Source organism: Promicromonospora soli, assembly GCF_014653785.1.
Taxonomy (GTDB): Bacteria; Actinomycetota; Actinomycetes; order Actinomycetales; family Cellulomonadaceae; genus Promicromonospora; species Promicromonospora soli.
The window spans coordinates 1-18,816 of sequence record NZ_BNAS01000005.1 but is presented as its reverse complement, the minus strand read 5'-3'; the positions used below and the strand labels follow the sequence as shown (position 1 = coordinate 18,816).

General features: G+C 71.5%; 14 protein-coding genes. 11 read left to right on the top strand and 3 right to left on the bottom strand.

Going from position 1 to position 18,816, the window contains the following annotated elements:
- The first annotated feature begins 1 nt into the window (after position 1).
- From IE250_RS16225 to IE250_RS16205, 5 genes are all read left to right on the top strand, one after another.
- Entirely contained in the window at positions 2 to 1,675 is a 1,674-nt protein-coding gene (locus IE250_RS16225; protein ID WP_189670356.1) for a glycosyltransferase family 39 protein, read from the top strand.
- A gap of 1,551 nt (positions 1,676 to 3,226) precedes the next feature.
- A complete protein-coding gene (locus tag IE250_RS16220) occupies positions 3,227 to 4,279 on the top strand; it encodes a glycosyltransferase family 2 protein (RefSeq protein ID WP_373301710.1) in 1,053 nt (350 codons plus the stop codon).
- Positions 4,279 to 5,385, top strand: a complete 1,107-nt coding sequence (locus IE250_RS16215; protein WP_189670355.1) for a glycosyltransferase — start codon at positions 4,279 to 4,281, stop codon at positions 5,383 to 5,385. Before IE250_RS16220 ends, IE250_RS16215 begins: the two co-directional genes overlap by 1 nt.
- Entirely contained in the window at positions 5,382 to 6,371 is a 990-nt protein-coding gene (locus IE250_RS16210) for a lysylphosphatidylglycerol synthase domain-containing protein (RefSeq protein WP_189670354.1), read from the top strand. Before IE250_RS16215 ends, IE250_RS16210 begins: the two co-directional genes overlap by 4 nt.
- A 114-nt stretch (positions 6,372 to 6,485) precedes the next feature.
- Positions 6,486 to 6,842 (top strand): DUF3499 domain-containing protein, encoded by a 357-nt coding sequence (locus tag IE250_RS16205; RefSeq protein ID WP_189670353.1) that lies wholly within the window; start codon positions 6,486 to 6,488, stop codon positions 6,840 to 6,842.
- Positions 6,843 to 6,930: 88 nt separating this feature from the next.
- Here IE250_RS16205 and manA read toward each other — a convergent pair whose 3' ends face one another.
- Entirely contained in the window at positions 6,931 to 8,169 is a 1,239-nt protein-coding gene (manA, locus tag IE250_RS16200; RefSeq protein WP_189670352.1) for a mannose-6-phosphate isomerase, class I, read from the bottom strand.
- A 327-nt stretch (positions 8,170 to 8,496) separates the two neighbouring features.
- On the opposite strand from manA, the gene IE250_RS16195 reads away from it, so the two are divergent.
- Positions 8,497 to 9,984: a phosphomannomutase/phosphoglucomutase gene (locus IE250_RS16195; protein ID WP_189670351.1), complete on the top strand. Its 1,488-nt coding sequence runs from the start codon at positions 8,497 to 8,499 to the stop codon at positions 9,982 to 9,984.
- Positions 9,981 to 10,181, top strand: a complete 201-nt coding sequence (locus IE250_RS16190) for a Trm112 family protein (RefSeq protein WP_189670350.1) — start codon at positions 9,981 to 9,983, stop codon at positions 10,179 to 10,181. Before IE250_RS16195 ends, IE250_RS16190 begins: the two co-directional genes overlap by 4 nt.
- Positions 10,182 to 10,234: 53 nt before the next feature.
- Here the strand turns inward: IE250_RS16190 and IE250_RS16185 are convergent, their stop codons facing one another.
- Positions 10,235 to 11,563, bottom strand: a complete 1,329-nt coding sequence (locus IE250_RS16185) for a SpoIID/LytB domain-containing protein (RefSeq protein WP_189670349.1) — start codon at positions 11,561 to 11,563, stop codon at positions 10,235 to 10,237.
- Between the two features lie 142 nt (positions 11,564 to 11,705).
- Here IE250_RS16185 and IE250_RS16180 point away from each other — a divergent pair, with 142 nt between their 5' ends.
- From IE250_RS16180 to IE250_RS16165, 4 genes are all read left to right on the top strand, one after another.
- Positions 11,706 to 13,586 (top strand): N-acetylmuramoyl-L-alanine amidase, encoded by a 1,881-nt coding sequence (locus tag IE250_RS16180; RefSeq protein WP_189670348.1) that lies wholly within the window; start codon positions 11,706 to 11,708, stop codon positions 13,584 to 13,586.
- Positions 13,587 to 13,685: 99 nt separating this feature from the next.
- Complete coding sequence (locus tag IE250_RS16175; RefSeq protein WP_189670347.1) at positions 13,686 to 15,836, top strand: acyltransferase family protein; 2,151 nt, start codon at positions 13,686 to 13,688, stop codon at positions 15,834 to 15,836.
- A 117-nt stretch (positions 15,837 to 15,953) separates the two neighbouring features.
- Entirely contained in the window at positions 15,954 to 16,916 is a 963-nt protein-coding gene (locus IE250_RS16170) for a glycosyltransferase family 2 protein (RefSeq protein WP_189670346.1), read from the top strand.
- The gene (locus tag IE250_RS16165) at positions 16,917 to 18,311 is read left to right on the top strand and encodes a polysialyltransferase family glycosyltransferase (protein WP_189670345.1); all 1,395 of its coding nucleotides are present in this window, start codon (positions 16,917 to 16,919) and stop codon (positions 18,309 to 18,311) included.
- 153 nt (positions 18,312 to 18,464) lie between these two features.
- Here IE250_RS16165 and IE250_RS16160 read toward each other — a convergent pair.
- On the bottom strand, positions 18,465 to 18,816 hold a 352-nt coding region (locus tag IE250_RS16160), incomplete at its 5' end, for a UDP binding domain-containing protein (RefSeq protein WP_308434149.1).

Below are 18,816 nucleotides of genomic sequence, written 5' to 3'. Positions count from 1 at the left end.
CGTGCGCGACGATCCCGCCGAGGTGTCGTACCGGCGAGCCTTGGCCCTGGTCTCCCTCCTTGTCGTACTCGTCGCAGCGGTCTGGGCGTTCCTCGCGCCGGTCTTCCGTGCCCCCGACGAACCGCAGCACCTCAACAGCGTGCTGCGGATCGCGCACGGCGGGGGCTGGCCGCCTGCCGGCGAGGCGCTGATCAGCCCCGCGGTCGACCGTGCGCGCGAACAGGCCGCTCTCGACACCGATGTGCCGGGACGGCCGGCGGACCGGCCCGACCACGGGGCGTTCATCGACGTCGTGCCCGTACCGGACGACGAGCGGGTGGTCGTGACCGCCGGCGACGCCTTGGCCGCTGCCCCACCGGCCGGCGTCGAGGGCGGCGCCCGGGCCGCTGTCGAGGCCGGTGTCCTCGAGCCTGCCGCCGTCGACCAGATGACGCAGCATCCGCCCCTGTACTACGCCATCGGTGCGGCGGTCCTGCACGCGACCGGCCTGGCAGAGGCCCGGTGGGACGTGCAGCTCCTCGCGCTCCGGCTGATGGACACTCTGTTCCTGCTGCCGGTGCCGATCCTCGCCGCCAGTGCGGTCCGGCGCGTCACCGGGTCCTCCGCGGCAGCCCTGGTCGCGGCGTCCTTCACTCTGTTCGTGCCGCAGGTGGGCCACATCCTGGGCAGCGTCACGAACGACGCGCTCGTGACCCTGACCGGGGCCGTGGCGACCTACCTGTGTGTCCTCGTGGTCCTTGGTGACCTGCGCTTACGCACGGCGGTCGGTCTCGGGGCCGCGATCGGTGTGGGCCTTCTGACGAAGGTGATGGCGGCGTTCGCCCTGCCGATGGTCGCGGCCGCCTACCTGCTGGCGTCCGGAGCGCGAACCCGTCGTCTGCGCGGGCTGCTGGTCGCCGGCGGGGTGGCGTTCGCCGTCGGCGGCTGGTGGTGGCTGCGGAACCTGCTCGTCCTCGGTGTGGTCCAGCCCGTCGGCATCCCCGAACGGTTCGGGCCGGGCGAGCACCAGGGGGTCTGGTTCTTCCTGCGGAGTGCGGTGACCCAGTTCACGCGGTCGTTCTTCGGCAACTTCGGATGGCTCGAGGTGCGGATACCGGACGCCGTGTTCTGGTCGGCGGCGCTAGCGATCGGCGCGCTGGTCGCGATCGGCGTCGCGCGGTCGGACGGCGCACGCCGCGCCTCGGTCGTCGTACTGCTGCTGCCCGCGGGCCTGTGGCTCGGCGTCGTGGCAAACGCGTGGCCCGGCTACGCCGAGACCGGACACGTCGTCGCCGTGCAGGGCCGGTACCTGTTCGCGGGGCTGGTGGGCCTGAGCGCGGGGACCGCGCTCGGTGCGCTCGCCCTGCTCGGGCCACGCCTGAACCAGGCCGTGCCGTGGGTCGCGGCCGCGGGCTGCGCCGCAGCGGCCGGCGGCCTGGGATACGGGTTCTGGGGCTTCTACCAGGGGCCCACGCAGTCGGTGGCCGACGCCGCGGCCCGGTGGGCCGGCTGGAGCTCGCTCGCCGGACCTCAGCTCGGGCTCGTGCTGTGCACGGTGGTCGTCGTAGGCATCGCCGCGGTGGTGGCCTGCGTCCGATTCGCCCGTGCCACCGCGAGCGCTGCCGCCATCGAGCCGACGACGGCGGCCGCCGCAAGCGCACCGACCGCCGCCGCCGGGACAGGCAGCTCCGCGTAGTAGCCGGGCTCGGCCGGCGTGGTGAGCTCCGTGGTGAGCCAGACCGCCAGGTCGAGCAGAGCCACCGCCGTCCAGGCCGGCAGCAGCAGGCGAGGGCGGGTCGCGAGGCCCGCCGCGATCGCCAGGCAGATGGGGAGGGAGACCACCAGCAGGTACCGCGGGTATGCTCCGCCGCCGTTGGAGGCGTAGACGACCTGGACGGACACCGAGACGACGACCGCCGCGACGGGGAGAGCGCGCAGCAGGAGCCGGTCGGCCCGGGTCTCGACGGGCTCGGCCGGTTCGGCCGGTTCGGTCGGCGACGGCCCGGCCACGCGGGCCCGGCGTCGTCGGAGTGTCGTGACGAGCGCGATGATCAGCGGCGTCCAGACCAGGAACGCCGCCGTGATGATGAGGCTCGTGACCGTCAGGGGCGTGTTGGGCGGCAGGCGCCCGGCCCACCAGAACAGGTCGGGCAGCCGGGTCCAGGTCTCCGGGTCGGCGAGCACCGCCCACATGGGCCGCGCCTCCCGGTTCTGGTGCTCCAGCGACCAGTCGAAGTGCGACCCGGTGACGGTTCCGGTCAGCTCCAGGTTGCGCAGGTAGAACCAGCCGCTCGTGAGCAGCACCGCGCCCGGTCCGGCCACCGCCAGTGCGGCCACGTGCGCCCACCGACCCCGGCCCTGCGCGGCCCGGAGCGCTGCAGCGGCCAGCGCTACACCCGCGACCACGGCCGCGATGAGCGCGGCGGACAGCCGCGTCAGGGCGCACGCCGCGGCGACGAGCGAGATCAGGGCGATCAGGCGTGCGTCCAGCCCGCGCCGGACCGCCCTCGCCGCCAGCCCGAACAGGACGGTCACCCCCGTGGCGGCCAGCAGGTCGTTGTACGCGGTGCCACCCGCGTGGGCGGCTGCGGGCATGGCCCCCGCGAGGAAGGCGACGGGCGTGGGCAGCAGGCTGCCCGGCCGGGTCAGGCGGCGTGCGCTCCACCAGGCGGCGAGCACGAAGACGCCGCTGAGCAGTACGTTCACGCCACGCGCCGCGTAGACGGCGGCGACGGGGTGGCCGGCGTCCGCCAACGGCCCCACGAGCGGGGCGATCAGCAGGTAGTACAGCGGCGGGTGCTGGGCGGTCCACTGCACAGGGGCGAGCCAGGCGCCGTCGGGCCGCAGCACGAGCCCGTCCTCGAAGACCGGCAGCTGGCCGTGCCACACCTGGTAGGCGTAGTCGACGTGCGGTGGCTCGTCACCGGTGGCGTACGGAGCGTCCGCGAGGGCGACGGTCAGTGCCAGGAGCACCGCGGCGAGGACAGAGGCGAGAACGGCCCGGCGCTCCGCACCGAGGGGACGCGCCAGGGAGCTGATCACGCGGGCAGGCTAGCCGCGCCGGTGGACCCGGACGGGACGGCCGGGTCACGGCTGGGTAACAGTCGCTCCATGGCACGCAGTGTTCATTCCCCGGTCATATCGCGTGCTTAGGTTTGTGACGCCACTCACTGCTATCCGAAAGCACAGGGCCATGAAGCTGTTCGTGCAGATTCCCTGCTTGAACGAGGAAGAAACCCTTCCTCTCGTGCTTGCCACGATCCCCCGCAGCATCCCGGGGATCGACGAGATCGAAATCCTGGTCGTCGACGACGGGTCCACAGACGGCACTGTTGAGGTCGCGCGTCGCCTCGGCGTGCGCCACTTCGTGCACCACACCCGCAACATGGGGCTGGCCAGGTCGTTCCGGGACGGCGTCGACTACGCGCTCCGGCACGGTGCGGACGTCGTGGTGAACACCGACGGCGACAACCAGTACCCGCAGGAACGGATCGGCGACCTGGTGATGCCCGTGGTCCTGGGCGATGCCGACATCGTGATCGCCGACCGGCAGACCGCCACCATCGAGCACTTCTCCCCGCTGAAGAAGGCGCTGCAGACGGCCGGCAGCACAGTGGTGAACTTCGCCGCGGGCACCGATCTGCCCGACGCCGCGAGCGGGTTCCGCGCCTACTCGCGCGGGGCGCTGATGCGGCTCAACGTCGTCACGCAGTTCAGCTACTGCATGGAGACGATCATCCAGGCCGGGCACAAGCGGCTGCGGATCATGAGCCTCCCGATCGCCACCAACCCGAAGACCCGCGAGTCGCGACTGTTCACGAGCATGTGGCAGCACATCGCCAAGTCGGCCCAGGCGATCAGCCGGTCCTACCTGATGTTCAAGCCGCACACGGTGTTCATCACGCTCGGGCTGCTGTTCGCGCTCGGCGCCGTCATACCGTTCAGCCGGTATGCGGTGCTGCTCGCGGCGGGCACCCCGGGGCAGCACCTCCAGTCGATAGTGCTCGGGGCCACCTCCATGGTGGGGGCTCTGCTCAGCTTCGCCCTGCTCGTGCTGGCCGACCTGCAGCGCACCAACCGCGTGCTGCTCGAGGACACGCTGGAGCGCCTCAAGGAGGTGCAGTACGGCACGGCCGCCGTTCCGGTCAGGCCCGGCGTGCCGAAGAACCCGCGGCCCTCGGGCGGTAACCGGCCCGGCCCCGTCGACCGGCCCGTGCCCATGGACCGGGCCCGGCCGGCCGGGCCTGCGGACACCGGCCTCGCGGACACCGGCCTCGCGGACGTCCCGGCGGCGGTGTAGTGATCGCCTTCGGCACGTACGACGCCGCCCGGCACCCCCGCACCGCCGTCCTGGTCGACGGGCTGCGCGCCCACGGGGTGAAGGTTACCGAGCTGAACCGGCCCCTCGGCTTCTCCACCGCCGAACGGGTCCGGATGCTGCAGCAGCCGTGGCGGCTGCCGGTCCTCGCCGCTCGGCTGCTGAGGTGCTGGGCCGGCCTGGTGGGCGACATGGTGCGGCTGCGGCGCGCGGAGGGCAGCCCCGGAGCCGTGCTCGTGGGTTACCTGGGCCACTTCGACGTGCTCCTGGCGCGGCTGCTGTACCCGCGCTCGGTGGTGGTGCTCGACCACCTCGTCTTCGCGGGGGACACCGCGGCCGACCGTGGGGCCGCGGGCCTGCGCGTACGGCTGCTGACCGGGCTGGACCGGCTGGCCGTCTCGTGCGCCGACGTCGTGGTCACCGACACCGAGGAGCACCGGCTCATGCTCCCCGACCCGGACAAGGGCCTGGTCGTGCTGGTCGGCGCTCCGGACGCGTGGCGCGTGGCGCCGGCCCGCCCGCTGGTTGAGCCTGTCGAAACCGCCGGCGAGCTGTCCGTGGTCTTCTTCGGGCTGTACACCCCGCTGCAGGGCGCGCCCGTCATCGCTGAGGCCGTGCGCGATGCCGTCGCGGCGGGAGCGGCCCTGCGCGTGACGATGGTCGGCGCGGGCCAGGACCTGCCCCGGGCCCGCGAGATCCTGGCGCGGACGCCGGGCGTGACCTGGCACGACTGGGTCGAGCCCGGCGAGCTGCCCGCCTTCGTCGCCGAGCACCAGGTCTGCCTGGGGATCTTCAGCGACACCCCCAAGGGCCTCCGCGTGGTGCCGAACAAGGTGTACCAGGGGCTGGCGGCCGGCTGTGTGGTGGTCACCTCGGACACCCCGCCGCAGCGCCGGGCCCTGGGGGAGAGCGTCGAGCTGGTCCCGGCGGCCGACCCCGGGGCGCTCGCGGCCGAGCTCATCAGGCTCTGCGACCCCGCGATGCTGGCGGCGGCGCGGGTGCGCGCCGCGCGCGGCCGCGACCAGATCCGCCCGCAGGTGGTCACCGAGCCGCTGGCCGCGGAGCTGCGCGGCCGGGGCGCGTCGTGACGCAGGACGCGGCGGCCGCGCTCGGCGTCGGGCAGTCGCTGGGGCGGAGGGCGCTCGCGACGCTCCGCTCGCCCTGGGTGCGGTGGGGCTTCCTCGCCACCGCGCTGGCGCTGGCCGCCTGGTACGTGGTCGGCAACCGCGAGCCCCTGCTCCGGGCGGCGGCGGACCTGTCGGTGACCGAGGTGGTGCTCGTCGTCGTCCTGGGCGCCCTGTACGTGTGGTGCACCCTGCTGGCCTGGCGCGCGGTCCTCGCGGACCTGGGCTCGCCGCTGTCGCTGGGCCGTGCCGTCGCCGTGTTCGGGATCAGCCAGCTCGGCAAGTACGTGCCGGGCGGCGTGTGGAACGTCGTGGCCGCCGCCGAGGTCGGCGCCGGGCACAGCGTGCCGCGCAGCCGGTCGGCCGCCTCGATGCTGGTGGCCGTCGCGGTATCGGTAGCCTCCGGGGCTGCGGTGGGCGCCGTAGCGCTGCCGTTCGTGTCGGCGGGCGCACTGGGCGGGTGGTCCTGGGTGGTGTGGGCGGCACCCGCTGTCGTGGTCGTGCTCGCGCCGCCGGTGCTCAACCGGCTGATCGCGCTGGCCGTGCGGATCGCCCGCCGAGGTGCGCTGGAGCACCCGATGACCTGGGGCGGCCTGGGCCGCGCCGCCGCCTGGTCGGTGGTGGGGTGGCTGGTCGCAGGGCTGCAGCTGTGGGTGCTCTGCACGGGCCTGGGCCTGCCCCTCACCCTCCGGACGTTCGCCCTGGCGACGGGCGGCTGGGCGCTCGCGTGGACCGCCGGGTTCCTGTTCGTGGTCGCGCCGGCCGGCGCGGGCGTGCGCGAAGTAGTGCTGGCGGCGGTGCTCGCGGGGGCGCTGCCCGGACCGGCCGCCGGGCTCGCTGTGCTCGTCAGCCGGGTGGTCCTGACGCTGGTCGACCTGGCATTCGCTGGTGCGGGACTGCTGCTCGCGCGCGGGCTACGGCCCACCGGCGTGCACAGGCCGCGCGCGTAGGCCGTGCCTGCCATGACGGCGGCGCCCACCCGCGCCACGTCCTCCCGGGCGTTACGCCCGTGATTGCCCGGCGTGTTCGGCGCGTTGTGCCCGGTCAGGGCGTACTCTCGGCGCGTGAGATCGGTGAGACAGTGTTCGCGCTCCGCCTGTACCAACGCGGCCGTAGCGACGCTCACATATGTGTACGCGGACTCGACAGCCGTACTGGGTCCGCTTGCGCACCTGGCCGAGCCCCACAGCTACGACCTGTGTGCGCAGCACGCCGAGCGGCTGACGGCGCCGCGCGGGTGGGAAGTGGTCCGACTCATGCCCGAGTTCGAGGACGCCGGGCCGAGCCCGGACGACCTGTCCGCCCTGGCCGACGCCGTGCGCGAGGCCGGCCGGGTGCGCCGCCCGGCTGAGCCGTCGTCGGTCACCGAGACGGCCCGCCGAGGCCATCTCCGGGTCCTGCGCGCCGACGACGACTCCTAGTCCGAACCACTGCACGTCCGTTGTGGGCGTGATCGTTGTGATGACACGCCCGATTTAGGCGCAACGATCGCGCCCACAACAATGGGGTTTACGGGACCCAGGCGCAGACGGCGTGGCCCGCGCCGGACAGCTCCAGGTTTCCGGCGTCGTGCGGCACGAAGACCGACTCGCCCTGGACGAGGCGCTGCGGCCCGTCCTCCGCGCGGTCGGCGGCGAGCTTCAGCTCGCCGTCCAGGCACAACACGATGCGCGGGCCCGTTGCGGGCAGCGTGACGGGCTCCGCCGGGTCGACGTCGGCCGCCGTGAGCGCGAACTCCGTGACCGGCACCCGGTAGGTGTGCACCTGCCCGCGGCTGCCCGACGTCGTCATCTCGGGGATGGAGGGCTGCTGCGGCGCGAACGACGTGCAGGCGACGAGGTTCTCCTCGTCCACCAGCTTGGTGGTGAGCCCGGCGCGCAGCACGTTGTCGGAGCTGGCCATGATCTCGATGCCCAGCCCGGACAGGTAGGCGTGCACCACGCCGGCGGGCGTGAACGCCGCCTCGCCCGGCTCGAGCGAGAACCGGTTGAGCATGAGGGACGCGATGGCGCCCGGGTCACCGGGGTGCTGCTCGGCGAGGTCGATCACCGTGCGGTCGGCACGCTCGAACGGTGAGCCGGCCGCCAGGCGGGCCCCTACCGAGTCGAGAGTGGTCTGGATGTCGGCCGCGCAGGCCTCGTCGGCGCGGGCGGACAGGAGATGGTTGAACGCCTCCCGCATGCCGTCGTGGCTGCGGTCACGCAGCAGCGCGGCGCGGACGCCGGCCACCAGGTCGCCGTCGAGCCCGTCCAGCACGTCGAGGATGGTGCGCGGCGTGCGGAAGCCTGCCAGCCCCTCGAACTGCGACAGCGCGACGATCATCTCGGGCTTGTGCTGGTCGTCCTTGAACGACCGCTTCGGCGAAGTCAGGGGCACGCCGGCCTTGTTCTCGCGCGCGAAGCCCTCCCGAGCCTGCCGCGGCGAGGGATGCACCTGCAGGGAGAGGGCCTTGCCCGCGGCCAGGATCTTCAGCAGGTACGGGAGGCGCGGGCCGAACTGCTCGGCCACCCGGTGGCCGAGCGTCTGCACGGGCGCCTCGCGCACCAGGCGGTCGAGCGCGACATCCACGTCCTCGATCTGGCTGACCGACGGCGCACTGGTGTGCGCGCCGAGCCACAGCTCGGCCTGCGGGCGCCCGTCAGGCTCGGCGCCGAGCAGGTTCGGGATCGCGTCGACGGACCCCCAGTCGTACCGCTGGATCGTGTTGGTCAGCGGAAGCGGGGCGTGGAACTGGGCGACTGCGAGCACGGCGCAAGGATAGCCCGACGATTGGGACCACTCGTGAAGACGGTTTGTTTGCAAACTGGGTGAAAACCTGGCCAAACCATGAAGTGGCCGAGCGGGCGGCACTACTGTCCAGGTGGACGGCGGTGGTCGTCCGCGATGCCCCAGACTGGTTCGGAGGCCGTGGCGCGGGTACGGGGTCCGGTCACCACCGCGCGCCGGATCCGAGGGCGTCGATCCCGCCGTCCGACCGGCCGACGACAGCCGGAGATCGGTGGGAGCTCCGAGCCGCTCAACGCGCACCTTCCGCGGGGCTGCTCGTAGGGATCGGCGCTCGCGTACGCTGTCGACGTGGCTCTCGACCTCAGCAAGATCATCAAGGCGTACGACGTGCGGGGACTGGTGCCCGAGGAGCTCTCGCTGGAGGTGGCGCGAGCAATCGGGACGGCATTCGCCCGCGTGGTGGTGCTGCCGCAGGCGACCGATGACGCCGGCCCCGCCGTCGTCGTCGGACGCGACATGCGCGACTCCGGTCCCGACCTCGTGGACGCCTTCGCCGCCGGACTGACGGCCGAGGGGGTGGACGTGATCCGGATCGGGCTGTGCTCGACCGACGGGCTGTACCACGCGTCGGGCGCGCTGGGCCTGCCGGGTGCCATGTTCACCGCGAGCCACAACCCCGCCGCCTACAACGGGATCAAGCTGTGCCGGTCGGGCGCCCGCCCGGTGGGCCAGGAGACCGGCCTGGCAGAGATCCGGGAGCTGGCGCAGGAGATCCTCGACGGCTCGGGGGCCGAGCCTGACGAGACGCCGGACTCCGGCATCTCGGCCAGGGGCGTCGTGACCGACCGGGAGATGCTGGGCGAGTACTCGGCGTTCCTGCGCTCCCTGGTGGACCTGTCCGGGGCGCGGCCGCTCAAGGTGGTCGTCGACGCCGGCAACGGCATGGCGGGTCTCACCGTCCCCGCCGTCCTCGGGGACGCCGCGGGCCTTCCGGCGCTGCCGCTGGAGCTGGTGCCGCTGTTCTTCGAGCTGGACGGCTCGTTCCCGAACCACGAGGCCAACCCGCTGGAGCCGAGCAACCTGATCGACCTGCAGGCCGCAGTCGTGGCGAACGAGGCAGACCTGGGTCTGGCGTTCGACGGCGACGCCGACCGGTGCTTCGTGGTGGACGAGCGCGGCGGCGCCGTCTCGCCGTCGGCCGTCACCGCACTGGTGGGGCTGGCCGAGGTCACCAAGGAGCTGGCCGCGGGCCGGACCCCCACGGTGATCCACAACCTGATCACCTCCCGCGCGGTCCCGGACCTGCTGTCCGCGGCCGGGGCGACGACGGTGCGCACCCGCGTGGGCCACTCCTTCATCAAGGCCCAGATGGCCGAGCACGGTGCGGTGTTCGGCGGCGAGCACAGCGCGCACTACTACTTCCGCGACTTCTGGTTCGCGGACACCGGCATGCTGGCGGCCCTGCACGTCCTGGCCGCGCTGAGCACGCAGGACCACACGATGTCCGAGCTGGCCGAGATGTTCGAGCCGTACGTGGGCTCGGGGGAGATCAACTCCACGGTCGCCGACGCCGCCGCCGCGACCGAGCGCGTGCTCGACGCCTACCGGGCGGCGTACCCGGGGATCGTCGTCGACACGCTGGACGGTGTGACCGTGTCGCACTGGGAGTCCCACCCGCAGTGGTGGTTCAACCTGCGCGCGTCCAACACCGAGCCCCTGCTGCGGCTCAACGTCGAGGCAGCCGACCAGGACATCATGGAGAAGGTGCGCGACGACGTCCTGTCGCTCGTGCGTGAGCCGGCCGACGGGCTGGACGAGGGAGAAGAGACATCGTGAGCACTGGCAAGGTCGAGGCGCTGGAGCCGTGGGTCCGCGAGATCCTGCGCTGCCCCGTCACCGGGGCCACCCTGACGGACGGCGTGGGGCCCGACGGCGAGCCGGAGCTGCACTCGACCGACGCCGAGCGGCCGCTCGCCTACCCCGTGCGTGACGGCATCCCGGTGCTGCTGGAGTCGGACGCGCGGCCGCTCTGACCTGCGGATGGTGCGCCTGCGGTCGGTGCGCCGCGCTTGGTCGCCAGGCCGGCTCAGTAGCGTTCCACGACGTCGGAGATCCACGCCGCGGGGAGGCTCCCTGCGTACGTGTGCCGGCCGACCGTGGCGCGGATGTAGTCAGCCTTACCGGTGATCGTGCGGACGACACCGAGCGCGGAGCTCGCCGTCAGCGTGCGAGCCTGCCCGCTCGAGTAGCGGTCGGTGACCCTGATCCACTTGACGTTACCCAGGCCGAAGAGATCCTGGGCCCTCGACTGCGACATCACCCTGGTCCACGAGGCGTAGGAGTTGCCGGGTGCCCTCTTGCTGAACGGGTCGGACACCGAACGCTCGTAGGGGATCACCGACGACCACACGTCCTCGGAGTTTGCCGTCCTGCCGCCGCTCGAGGAGTAGTAGTGGGCCGCGACGGGCACGCCGCCATAGGTGAGGACCCGCCCGTTCTGCGACGAGGTCCAGGTGGCGTTGACTGCCGCGCGCCAGTACGTGCCATAGGTGGGCTCGGCCTCCTTCTTCCAGCCCGAGAACTGCTGGTCGCGGACGTCGTCCACGAGATGGCAGTCGCATGCAGGCTTCCAGTCGGCGGCCTTCAGCACGGCGTAGGAGCGGGCCACGATGGCCTGTGCGCGCAGGGCCTCCTGGCCGCCCGTGGCGCCCCAGGAGGACGGCATCTCCGCGATGCCGTAGAGGTACTCCGAGTTCAGCCGCAGCTGGTTCGAGATGTTCGGGACCCCGTCGATCTCAGAGAGGAACATCCGGCCGTGCCGGTAGGTGCCGTGCGCGCCCGCGATGGAGACGACGGCGCGGGCCGCGGTGGACTTCCAGTGCCTGGTACCCGACCACTCGAGGGTCAGATCGTCGCGGCGGAACGTCCGGCCGTCGCCCTGGACCACGATATCGCCGTCCGACGCCGTCGCACGCAGGGTGCCGGGCGGCCCGGACTCGATCTGCACCCCGCCGTCGACCAGACGCCACCACCCGCCCGTGACGGTGATCGTCGTGGTGTCCGTCGTGTCGCCGTAGCCGGCGAACGCGTAGGGGTCCGGGCCGAACACCTGGACGGAGACCTGCAACGGCGTCGTGCGGTCGCTTGGCGCGGCGTCGGTGTAGTAGTGCCGCAGGATCGACGAGGCCGAGTAGCCCTCACGCGCCATCTGGAAGGCGCCGTACTGCGGCATCCCGACGCCGTGACCGAAACCGGAGCCCTTGACCACGAAGGAGTCGGGCACGGCAGCGGACGCCGGGGCCGCGGGCACCAGCAGGGCGGCGACGAGGACCAGGGCGCCGAGGACTACCCGGCCTGGCCATGAGGCGCTTCGCAGGGCCGGGGCACGTCGTACGGCTGGTCGTCCGGCACGCATGACACCACCTCCACGATCAGTGTGCGCCTCTCACTGTGCCCCAGACGTCACAGAGCGGCATCTTCGGAAAGAGTCCTGCCCCAATCTGAAAAATTCACCCGCTCCGGTGGTAGAGAGCCAAGGTGTGGGGTGAAGTGTTGGCATGCGATCCCCTGCGCAGCACGCCATTTCCTCCGCCCTGGTTGTTGTGCTCGCGATCGGCGGTGTGGTCCTGCCGGTCGTCTCGCTGCCGGCGCCGGACGCCGTCGCCGTGCCGTCAGAGCTCGACGAGATCCGGCTGAGCGGCGTCGACCCGGCCGCACGGCGGGACCCGACGGCGCTGGCCGACGTGGCGGGACACCCCGGTGACCGTGATGAGCACGTGGCGCCCGGCCGCCTCGCGGCCCTGAGCGCCAGGACCGAGACGCTCGAGTTCCTCGTGGCCGGCGCCACGTGGGACGCGGGCGCCGACGAGGAGGTCACGGAGGTCGCGCTGCGCGTCCGGGAGGACGGCGCCTGGGGCGCCTGGCAGGCGGTGGGTTTCGACGAGGCCGACGAGGTGGGCGGCCGGGCCGGTACCGAGCCGTTCGTCTCCACGGGAGCCGACGCCGTCCAGGCGCGGGTGCGCACCGTGAGCGGGGCGCCGCCGTCGGGCCTCCGCGTCGACGTCGTCGATCCCGGTACTGCCGCCGCCGACGCGATGGTGGGGACCGCTCCGGGCCCTGCGGCGACCGCCGACGCCGCGACAGGCTACGAGATTCGCCCCGACACGGTCAGCCGCTCCGCCTGGGGCGCCGACGAGTCGCTGTCCGCGCCCTGGCCCGAGGTCTCGGGTGACCTGCTGGCGATGTACGTGCACCACACGGCAGGAACCAACGCCTACAGCAGGAGCCAGTCGCCCGCCATCGTGCGGGGCATCCACGCTTACCACACACGGTCCCGGGGCTGGCCGGACATCGGCTACCAGTTCCTGGTCGACCGGTTCGGCACCATCTTCCAGGGGCGCACGGGCGCGGTGTACGACAACCCGCTCGGGGCGCAGGCCGGCGGGTTCAACACCGGCACCATCGGCGTCTCCGCGATGGGCAGCTTCGACAGCGCGAGGCCGTCGTCGGCCCTGGTCGCCGGGATGGTCCGGGTCTACGCCTGGAAGGCGTACCAGTACGGCCTCAACCCGTGGGGCACCGCGACGCTGACCGACCGCGGGATCGCCGGTGATACGTCGCGGACGTCTCCCGGGCAGCAGGTCCGGGTACCACGCATCCTCGCGCACCGTCTGACCAACAACACGGCCTGCCCGGGCTTCTACCTGAACCAGAAGCTGGACGAGATCCGCCGTGCGGTCAACTCCCGGGTCGACGCCGCGGTGGCGCGGTACGGGCCGCCGCGGCTGCGGCCCGCCCCAGTGGTGCACGACCCCACTCCGCTGCAGGCGCCGATCCAGTGGAGCGCGAGGCAGCGCTACAGCTGGGAGCCGGTACGCGGCGCCAACCGCTATCAGATCCTCGTGCGGACGGCGCGCTACTCCTCGAACCTGCCGACCCGGCCGTACTGGTACGCGCTCCGCACCGTCACCGGCACGTCGACGGTCCTGGAGACCGAACCGGGACGATCCGCCTGGTACGCCGTGCGCGCCCTGGGCGCCGACCATCACCGGGGCGAGATGCGGACGCTCGTGCGGACCTCGCGGGAGACGATCCCCGCGCAGTGGGAGATCGGGCCGGGGTGGCGCAAGGTCACCGATGCCGGCTATCACGCGGGGTACGCGTACCGCGTCGCGCGGGACGGGGCGCGGATCAAGGTGAGCGACGTCCGGCAGGCGTCTCAGCTGCGGGTGGTGGCGCCCACCGGCCGGGGTTACGGGCGGGTGCGGGTAATTTTTGGCGGATCCAGTGTGGGCGTGATCGACTTCTCCGGTGCCCCCAGCGACCACACGGTTTTCACGGTTCGCCTGGAAAGCCGCCACAGCGGTGGTGTTGCACTGGAGACCATCGGTTCCCAGGAGGTCCGCGTGAGCGGCATCGGCCTGGTCCGGGACTTCTGACCCCGACCATTTCGACCCCCACGGTCGACGCTTCCCCTATAAACTCCGTTGGCTCCGTCCGAACAGCCGTCGCACTGCCGTGGGTGAAAGGCGTTTTCCATGCACGCTCCGACAGTGGTCGGCACTGCTGAGGTGCCGGCCCCGCCGGTGAGCGACAACGCGGGAGGGGAGCGACGCCGCCGCTTCCTGCCCGAGGTCCAGGCCCTCCGAGCGCTCGCCGTCGCGCTCGTGGTGATCTACCACCTGGAACCGAACATGCTTCCCGGCGGGTACATCGGGGTCGACGTCTTCTTCGTCATCTCCGGATTCCTGATCACCGGACACATGATCCGTGAGGCGGAGCAGACGGGCAGGCTCTCCCTCGCCCGGTTCTGGGCCGGCCGCGCCCGGCGCATCCTGCCGGCCGGGCTCGTCGTGATCGGCGTCACCGCAGCCCTGGCGCCCCTTGTGATCCCCGTCACCGAGTGGGCGGACCTGCAGCGCCAGGCGCTCGCCTCGGTGTTCTACGTGCAGAACTGGGTGCTCGCGGCGGACTCGGTCGACTACCTTGCCGCGGACAACGCCCCGACGGCGTTCCAGCACTTCTGGTCCCTGGCCGTCGAGGAGCAGTTCTACCTGCTCTGGCCGCTCGTGGTCGTGGTGGCCGCGCTCGCGGTACGCCGCGTCAGAGGTAACCGGGCACGTGCTCTGCGTGGTGTGGTGCTCGTCCTGTTCGGCCTGATCGTCGCCGCATCGTTCGTCTGGAGCCTGCTCGAGGTGCGGTCCGGCGATGCGTCGGCCTACTTCGCGACCACTACCAGGCTGTGGGAGCTCGGCGCCGGCGGCATTCTCGCCGTCCTGCTGCGCCACACCGAGCGATTCGCGCCGGTGCGGTCCCTGCTGGCCCTGGCCGGTCTGGCGACGATCGTGGCTGGTGCGTTCGTCCTGACGTCCGCGACCCCGTTCCCGGGTGTCGCGGCGCTGGTGCCGGTGCTCGGGGCGGCAGCGATCATCGCCGCGGGCCGCACCGCGGGCCTGGGTTCACTGACCTGGCTCGTCGACCGGCGATGGGTGCAATGGCTCGGCGACGTCTCGTACTCGGTGTACCTCTGGCACTTCCCGCTCATCATCTGCTTCGAGGCGTGGGCGAACCGGCCGCCGCACGTCCTCGAGTCGCTAGGGCTGCTCTCGCTCTCGCTGCTCCTCGCCCAGCTCAGCTACACGTTTGTGGAACGGCCGATCCGCGTCGCGCGCTGGGCAGTCCGGGGAAACAGCCGGGTGCTGGTGGCCGCCGCGACAGCGATGGCGGTGACGGCGGGGATCTCCGTGACGCCCATGCTCCGCTCCGACGTCATGGACCGGGAGTGGAAGCAGGAGGCGGCGGGTGTAGAGGTCGGCGTCGGCTCCGGCTATGGCGCCGAGGCGGTCGACGGCGGGCGGGTCCCGGCGTTCGTCGCGGCTGCCGGGCCGGTGATCGTGCCGAACCTCAAGGACGTGCACAAGGAGCTGAGCCGGACCTACGCGGCCTGCGCCTCCAGCCGGGGGTCCGATACGACGCCCCGGTGCGAGTTCGGCAACCCGGCGGGTGAGCGCACCCTCGCACTGGTCGGCGACTCGCACGTGCGCATGTTCGCCTCCCCGATCGTCGAGGCCGCGACCGAGCGGGGCTGGCGGGTCGTGACATACCTGCACAACTCGTGCCCCTTCTCGCTCGAGGCGAGGGTGATGCAGTATGCCGACGAGTGCCTGAAGTCCAACGAGGCGACGCTGGAAGCGCTCGTCGCCGAGGCGCCGGACATCGTCGTGACGGGTGTCTTCGCCGACTCGACGTTCACGGGCACGGCTGCCGGACTCGCGCCGGGCGTGGACGGGCTCGTCAGGGCCTGGGACGCTCTGCACGAGGTGGGCACCCGGGTGGTCGTCATCAAGGACGCGCCCCGCCCGCGCGACGACGTGCTGGAGTGCGTGGCGGACCACCCGAAGAGTCCGGGCCAGTGCTCGGTGCCGCGCAAGGAGGCCTTCGACTACCCGGCGCACACGACGGTCGAGAAGGCCGCTCGTCTGGCGGCCGGAGCCGAAGTGCTCGACCTCACGGACCGCTACTGCGGTTCGAAGCGATGCATGCCGGTCATCGGAAACGTCATGGTCTACCGGGACAACAACCACGTCACCGACACCTACGCGCGCAGCCTGCGGCCGTACATCGCCGAGGCCCTCTGGCCGTCCGCCGGGTCCACGCTGAGCGACGCCCAGGCCGCCGGGGATGGATGATAGTTTTGTCGGGCCTTGCAGGCTCCCTCGTTCGCCGACCAGCGGCGTGGAGCGCGGGCGCGGCCACCGTAGTGCGCCCGTGTACCCTGGCCCAGCAACTTAACTCAGGATGGAGCCGTGACGACTCTCAGTGTGATCGTGCCGGTGTATAACGCGGCAACTTTTCTACCGAATTGTCTGGCGACTATTCGAACCAACAATCGGGACGACTTTCAGTTCATCGTCATCGACGACCACTCGACGGACGAGACGCCCCAGATCCTGGAGCAGGCCGCGCAGAAGATGCCGTGGCTCACGCTGATCCGCAACCCCGAGAACTACGGCGTTGCGCGGTCCCGGAACATCGCACTCGAGCAGGCCGACGGCCGGTACCTGACGTACCTGGACGCGGACGACTGGTACCAGGCCGGGCACCTCGAGGAGACGCTCGACGGGCTCAAGCGGCTGGACGTCGACTTCATCCGGACCGACCATGTGCGGGTCGACGCCATGAACCGCAGCGTGAAGCGCGCCCCGGAGAAGGAACGCGACGTCGTGCTCGACCCGAAGTCGCAGATCGGGCTGCGGGGCACCCGCACGATGGTCGACTATCCGTACCTGTGGGCCGGGATGTACGACCGGGAACGTATCGCGCCCGAGCTCTTCGCCTTCGACGAGTCGCTCCGTACGGCGGCAGACCGGCCGTGGTTCTGGCGCCTCCACCTGAACACCGAGTCGACGGCGGTCGTGAGCCTCAAGGGCTACTTCTACCGCAAGGACGCCAACCCGACGGCGCTGACCCAGGCCGGCAACAGCAACACTCTGCACTTCCTGGACGCGTACGCGGGCATCCGTGACCTGGCGCTGGCGACGGAGAACCGGGACTACATCGAGAAGGCCGCATATGGCGCAGCCCGGATCGTCGCGTTCCACGTGTCGATGCGGGCGCGGCTCTCGCCCGAGCTGCAGACCGAGCTCTTCCACCGGTCGTCCGCGTTCCTGAACTCGTTCCCCAGGGAAGCGGTGAAGGCAGCGCTCACGCACTTCGACCTGCCGACGCGGATCGTGTTGAAGAAGATTCTCCGGATCGAGGTTCGCTGAATGGATCAGCTGTTTATTGCGCCGACGTTCATGGCCGCGGCGACCATGGCCGCGGCCATCGATTCCGGGCTCTACCGGGATACCGAGCAGCGGGTGCTGCTGGTGATCAACAACGCGAAGATCCCTGAGATCGGCCGGAGCCTGACCGAGCAGCAGGGGTTCGAGTCGCTCGCCAGCCGGTTCGACCGGGTGGTGTACCTCAACGAGCTGATCTTCCCGTACCACCCGCGAGTGTGGAACCCGCCGACCAACAAGATCGCGACGTGGCGCGACACCATCCTCGAGGCGGTTGGCTTCGAGGGGGAGTTCGGCATCACGCTCCAGTCGCTCCCGGTGCGGCCCTCGACGACGCTGACGAGACTGTTCCGGGGAGCCCCGATCGACGTCGTCTCGGACGGGTTGATGAGCTACGGCCCGACCCGTAAGGCCATCCGGCCGAGCGTCGCGGAGAACCTGCGGCGGCTGCTGTACCTCGACCTCGCCGGAGGGCTGCGTCCGGTGCTGCTCAGCGAGCACGGGATCGAGAACGTGGTTGTCCCGGCCGAGTCGTTCCGCGCCGTGGTCCAGGAGTACGGGAAGGTCGCCTTCGAGAACGTCGACGTCGGCGCGATGGCCGGCCAGCCGGTCGAGGCGATCATGCTCGGCCAGTATCTCGCCGCCCTGGGCCTGCTCACCGAGGACGAGGAGGAGGAGCTGCACCACGAGTTCCTCCGCGCCGCGGTGGCGCTCGGGTACTCGTCGATAGCGTTCAAGCCACACCCGAGCGCTCCTCCGGCGTTCACGCACAGCCTCGTTGATCTCGGCAAGTCGCTCGGCGTCGACCTCATAGTCCTCGACGAGCCGGTTCCCGTCGAGATCCTCTACGACCGCCTCCACCCGGTGGCGGCGATCGGCTGCTTCTCGACGGGCCTCTCCACGGCGGTCGAGACGTACGGCATGACCGGGTACACGGTGGGCGTGGACAAGGTGCTCGAGCGCCTGCCCCGCTTCAAGGACAGCAACCGGATCCCGCTGGCGATCACCGACGTCCGGCTGCACCGCGTCGACTGGGACGAGGAGGCCGGCACGATCTCGGTGCGCCAGCCGCCCGAGATCGATGTGCAGCTGCTCGTCGAGGAGGTCGCGCGGGCCATGCAGCCGGCGCACTTCGAGGAGCAGCCGGTCGGGCGCCGCGAGGAGCTCCTGGCGCAGGCGCCATGGGCCGCGAAGTACTTCGTGGAGCCTGAGGAGGAGGCGGAGGCGACCACGACGGTCGTGGCCGAGCCGGTCGCCGTTCCGTACCGTGCGCGCGTCGAGCGCCGCGCCCGGCGGCTCGCGGCCCGGGTGCTCCGCCGGAACCGCCGTCTGCGCAAGATCGCCGCGATCGGCAAGGCGATCAGGTTCCATCCGCACTAGCCACGGTTGTCCGTGGCGGTTGTCAAGAAGGGGCTCCACCCGCATCGCGGGTGGAGCCCCTTCTTGGCTGCCTGTCGGACGCCGGACGTCAGTCGCGGCCGTCGATGTCGCGGGTCTAGACCTTGTCCTTGGCTGCCTGTTGGACGCCGGGCGTCAGTCGCGGCCGTAGATGTCGCGGGTGTAGACCTTGTCGGTGACGTCGTCCAGGGCGGGGGTGTGGCGGTTGGCGACGATGACGTCGGCGCGGTTCTTGAACTGGTCGAGGTCGGTGACGACCTCGGAGGAGTAGAACTCGGCCTGGGTCAGGGTGGGTTCGTAGACGATGACCTCGACGCCCTTGGCCTTGATGCGCTTCATGATGCCCTGGATGCTGGAGGCGCGGAAGTTGTCCGACCCGGACTTCATCACCAGCCGGTACACGCCGACGGTCTTGGGCTGGCGGCGCAGGATGTCGGCGGCGACGAAGTCCTTGCGGGTGGTGTTGGCGTCCACGACCGCGTTGATC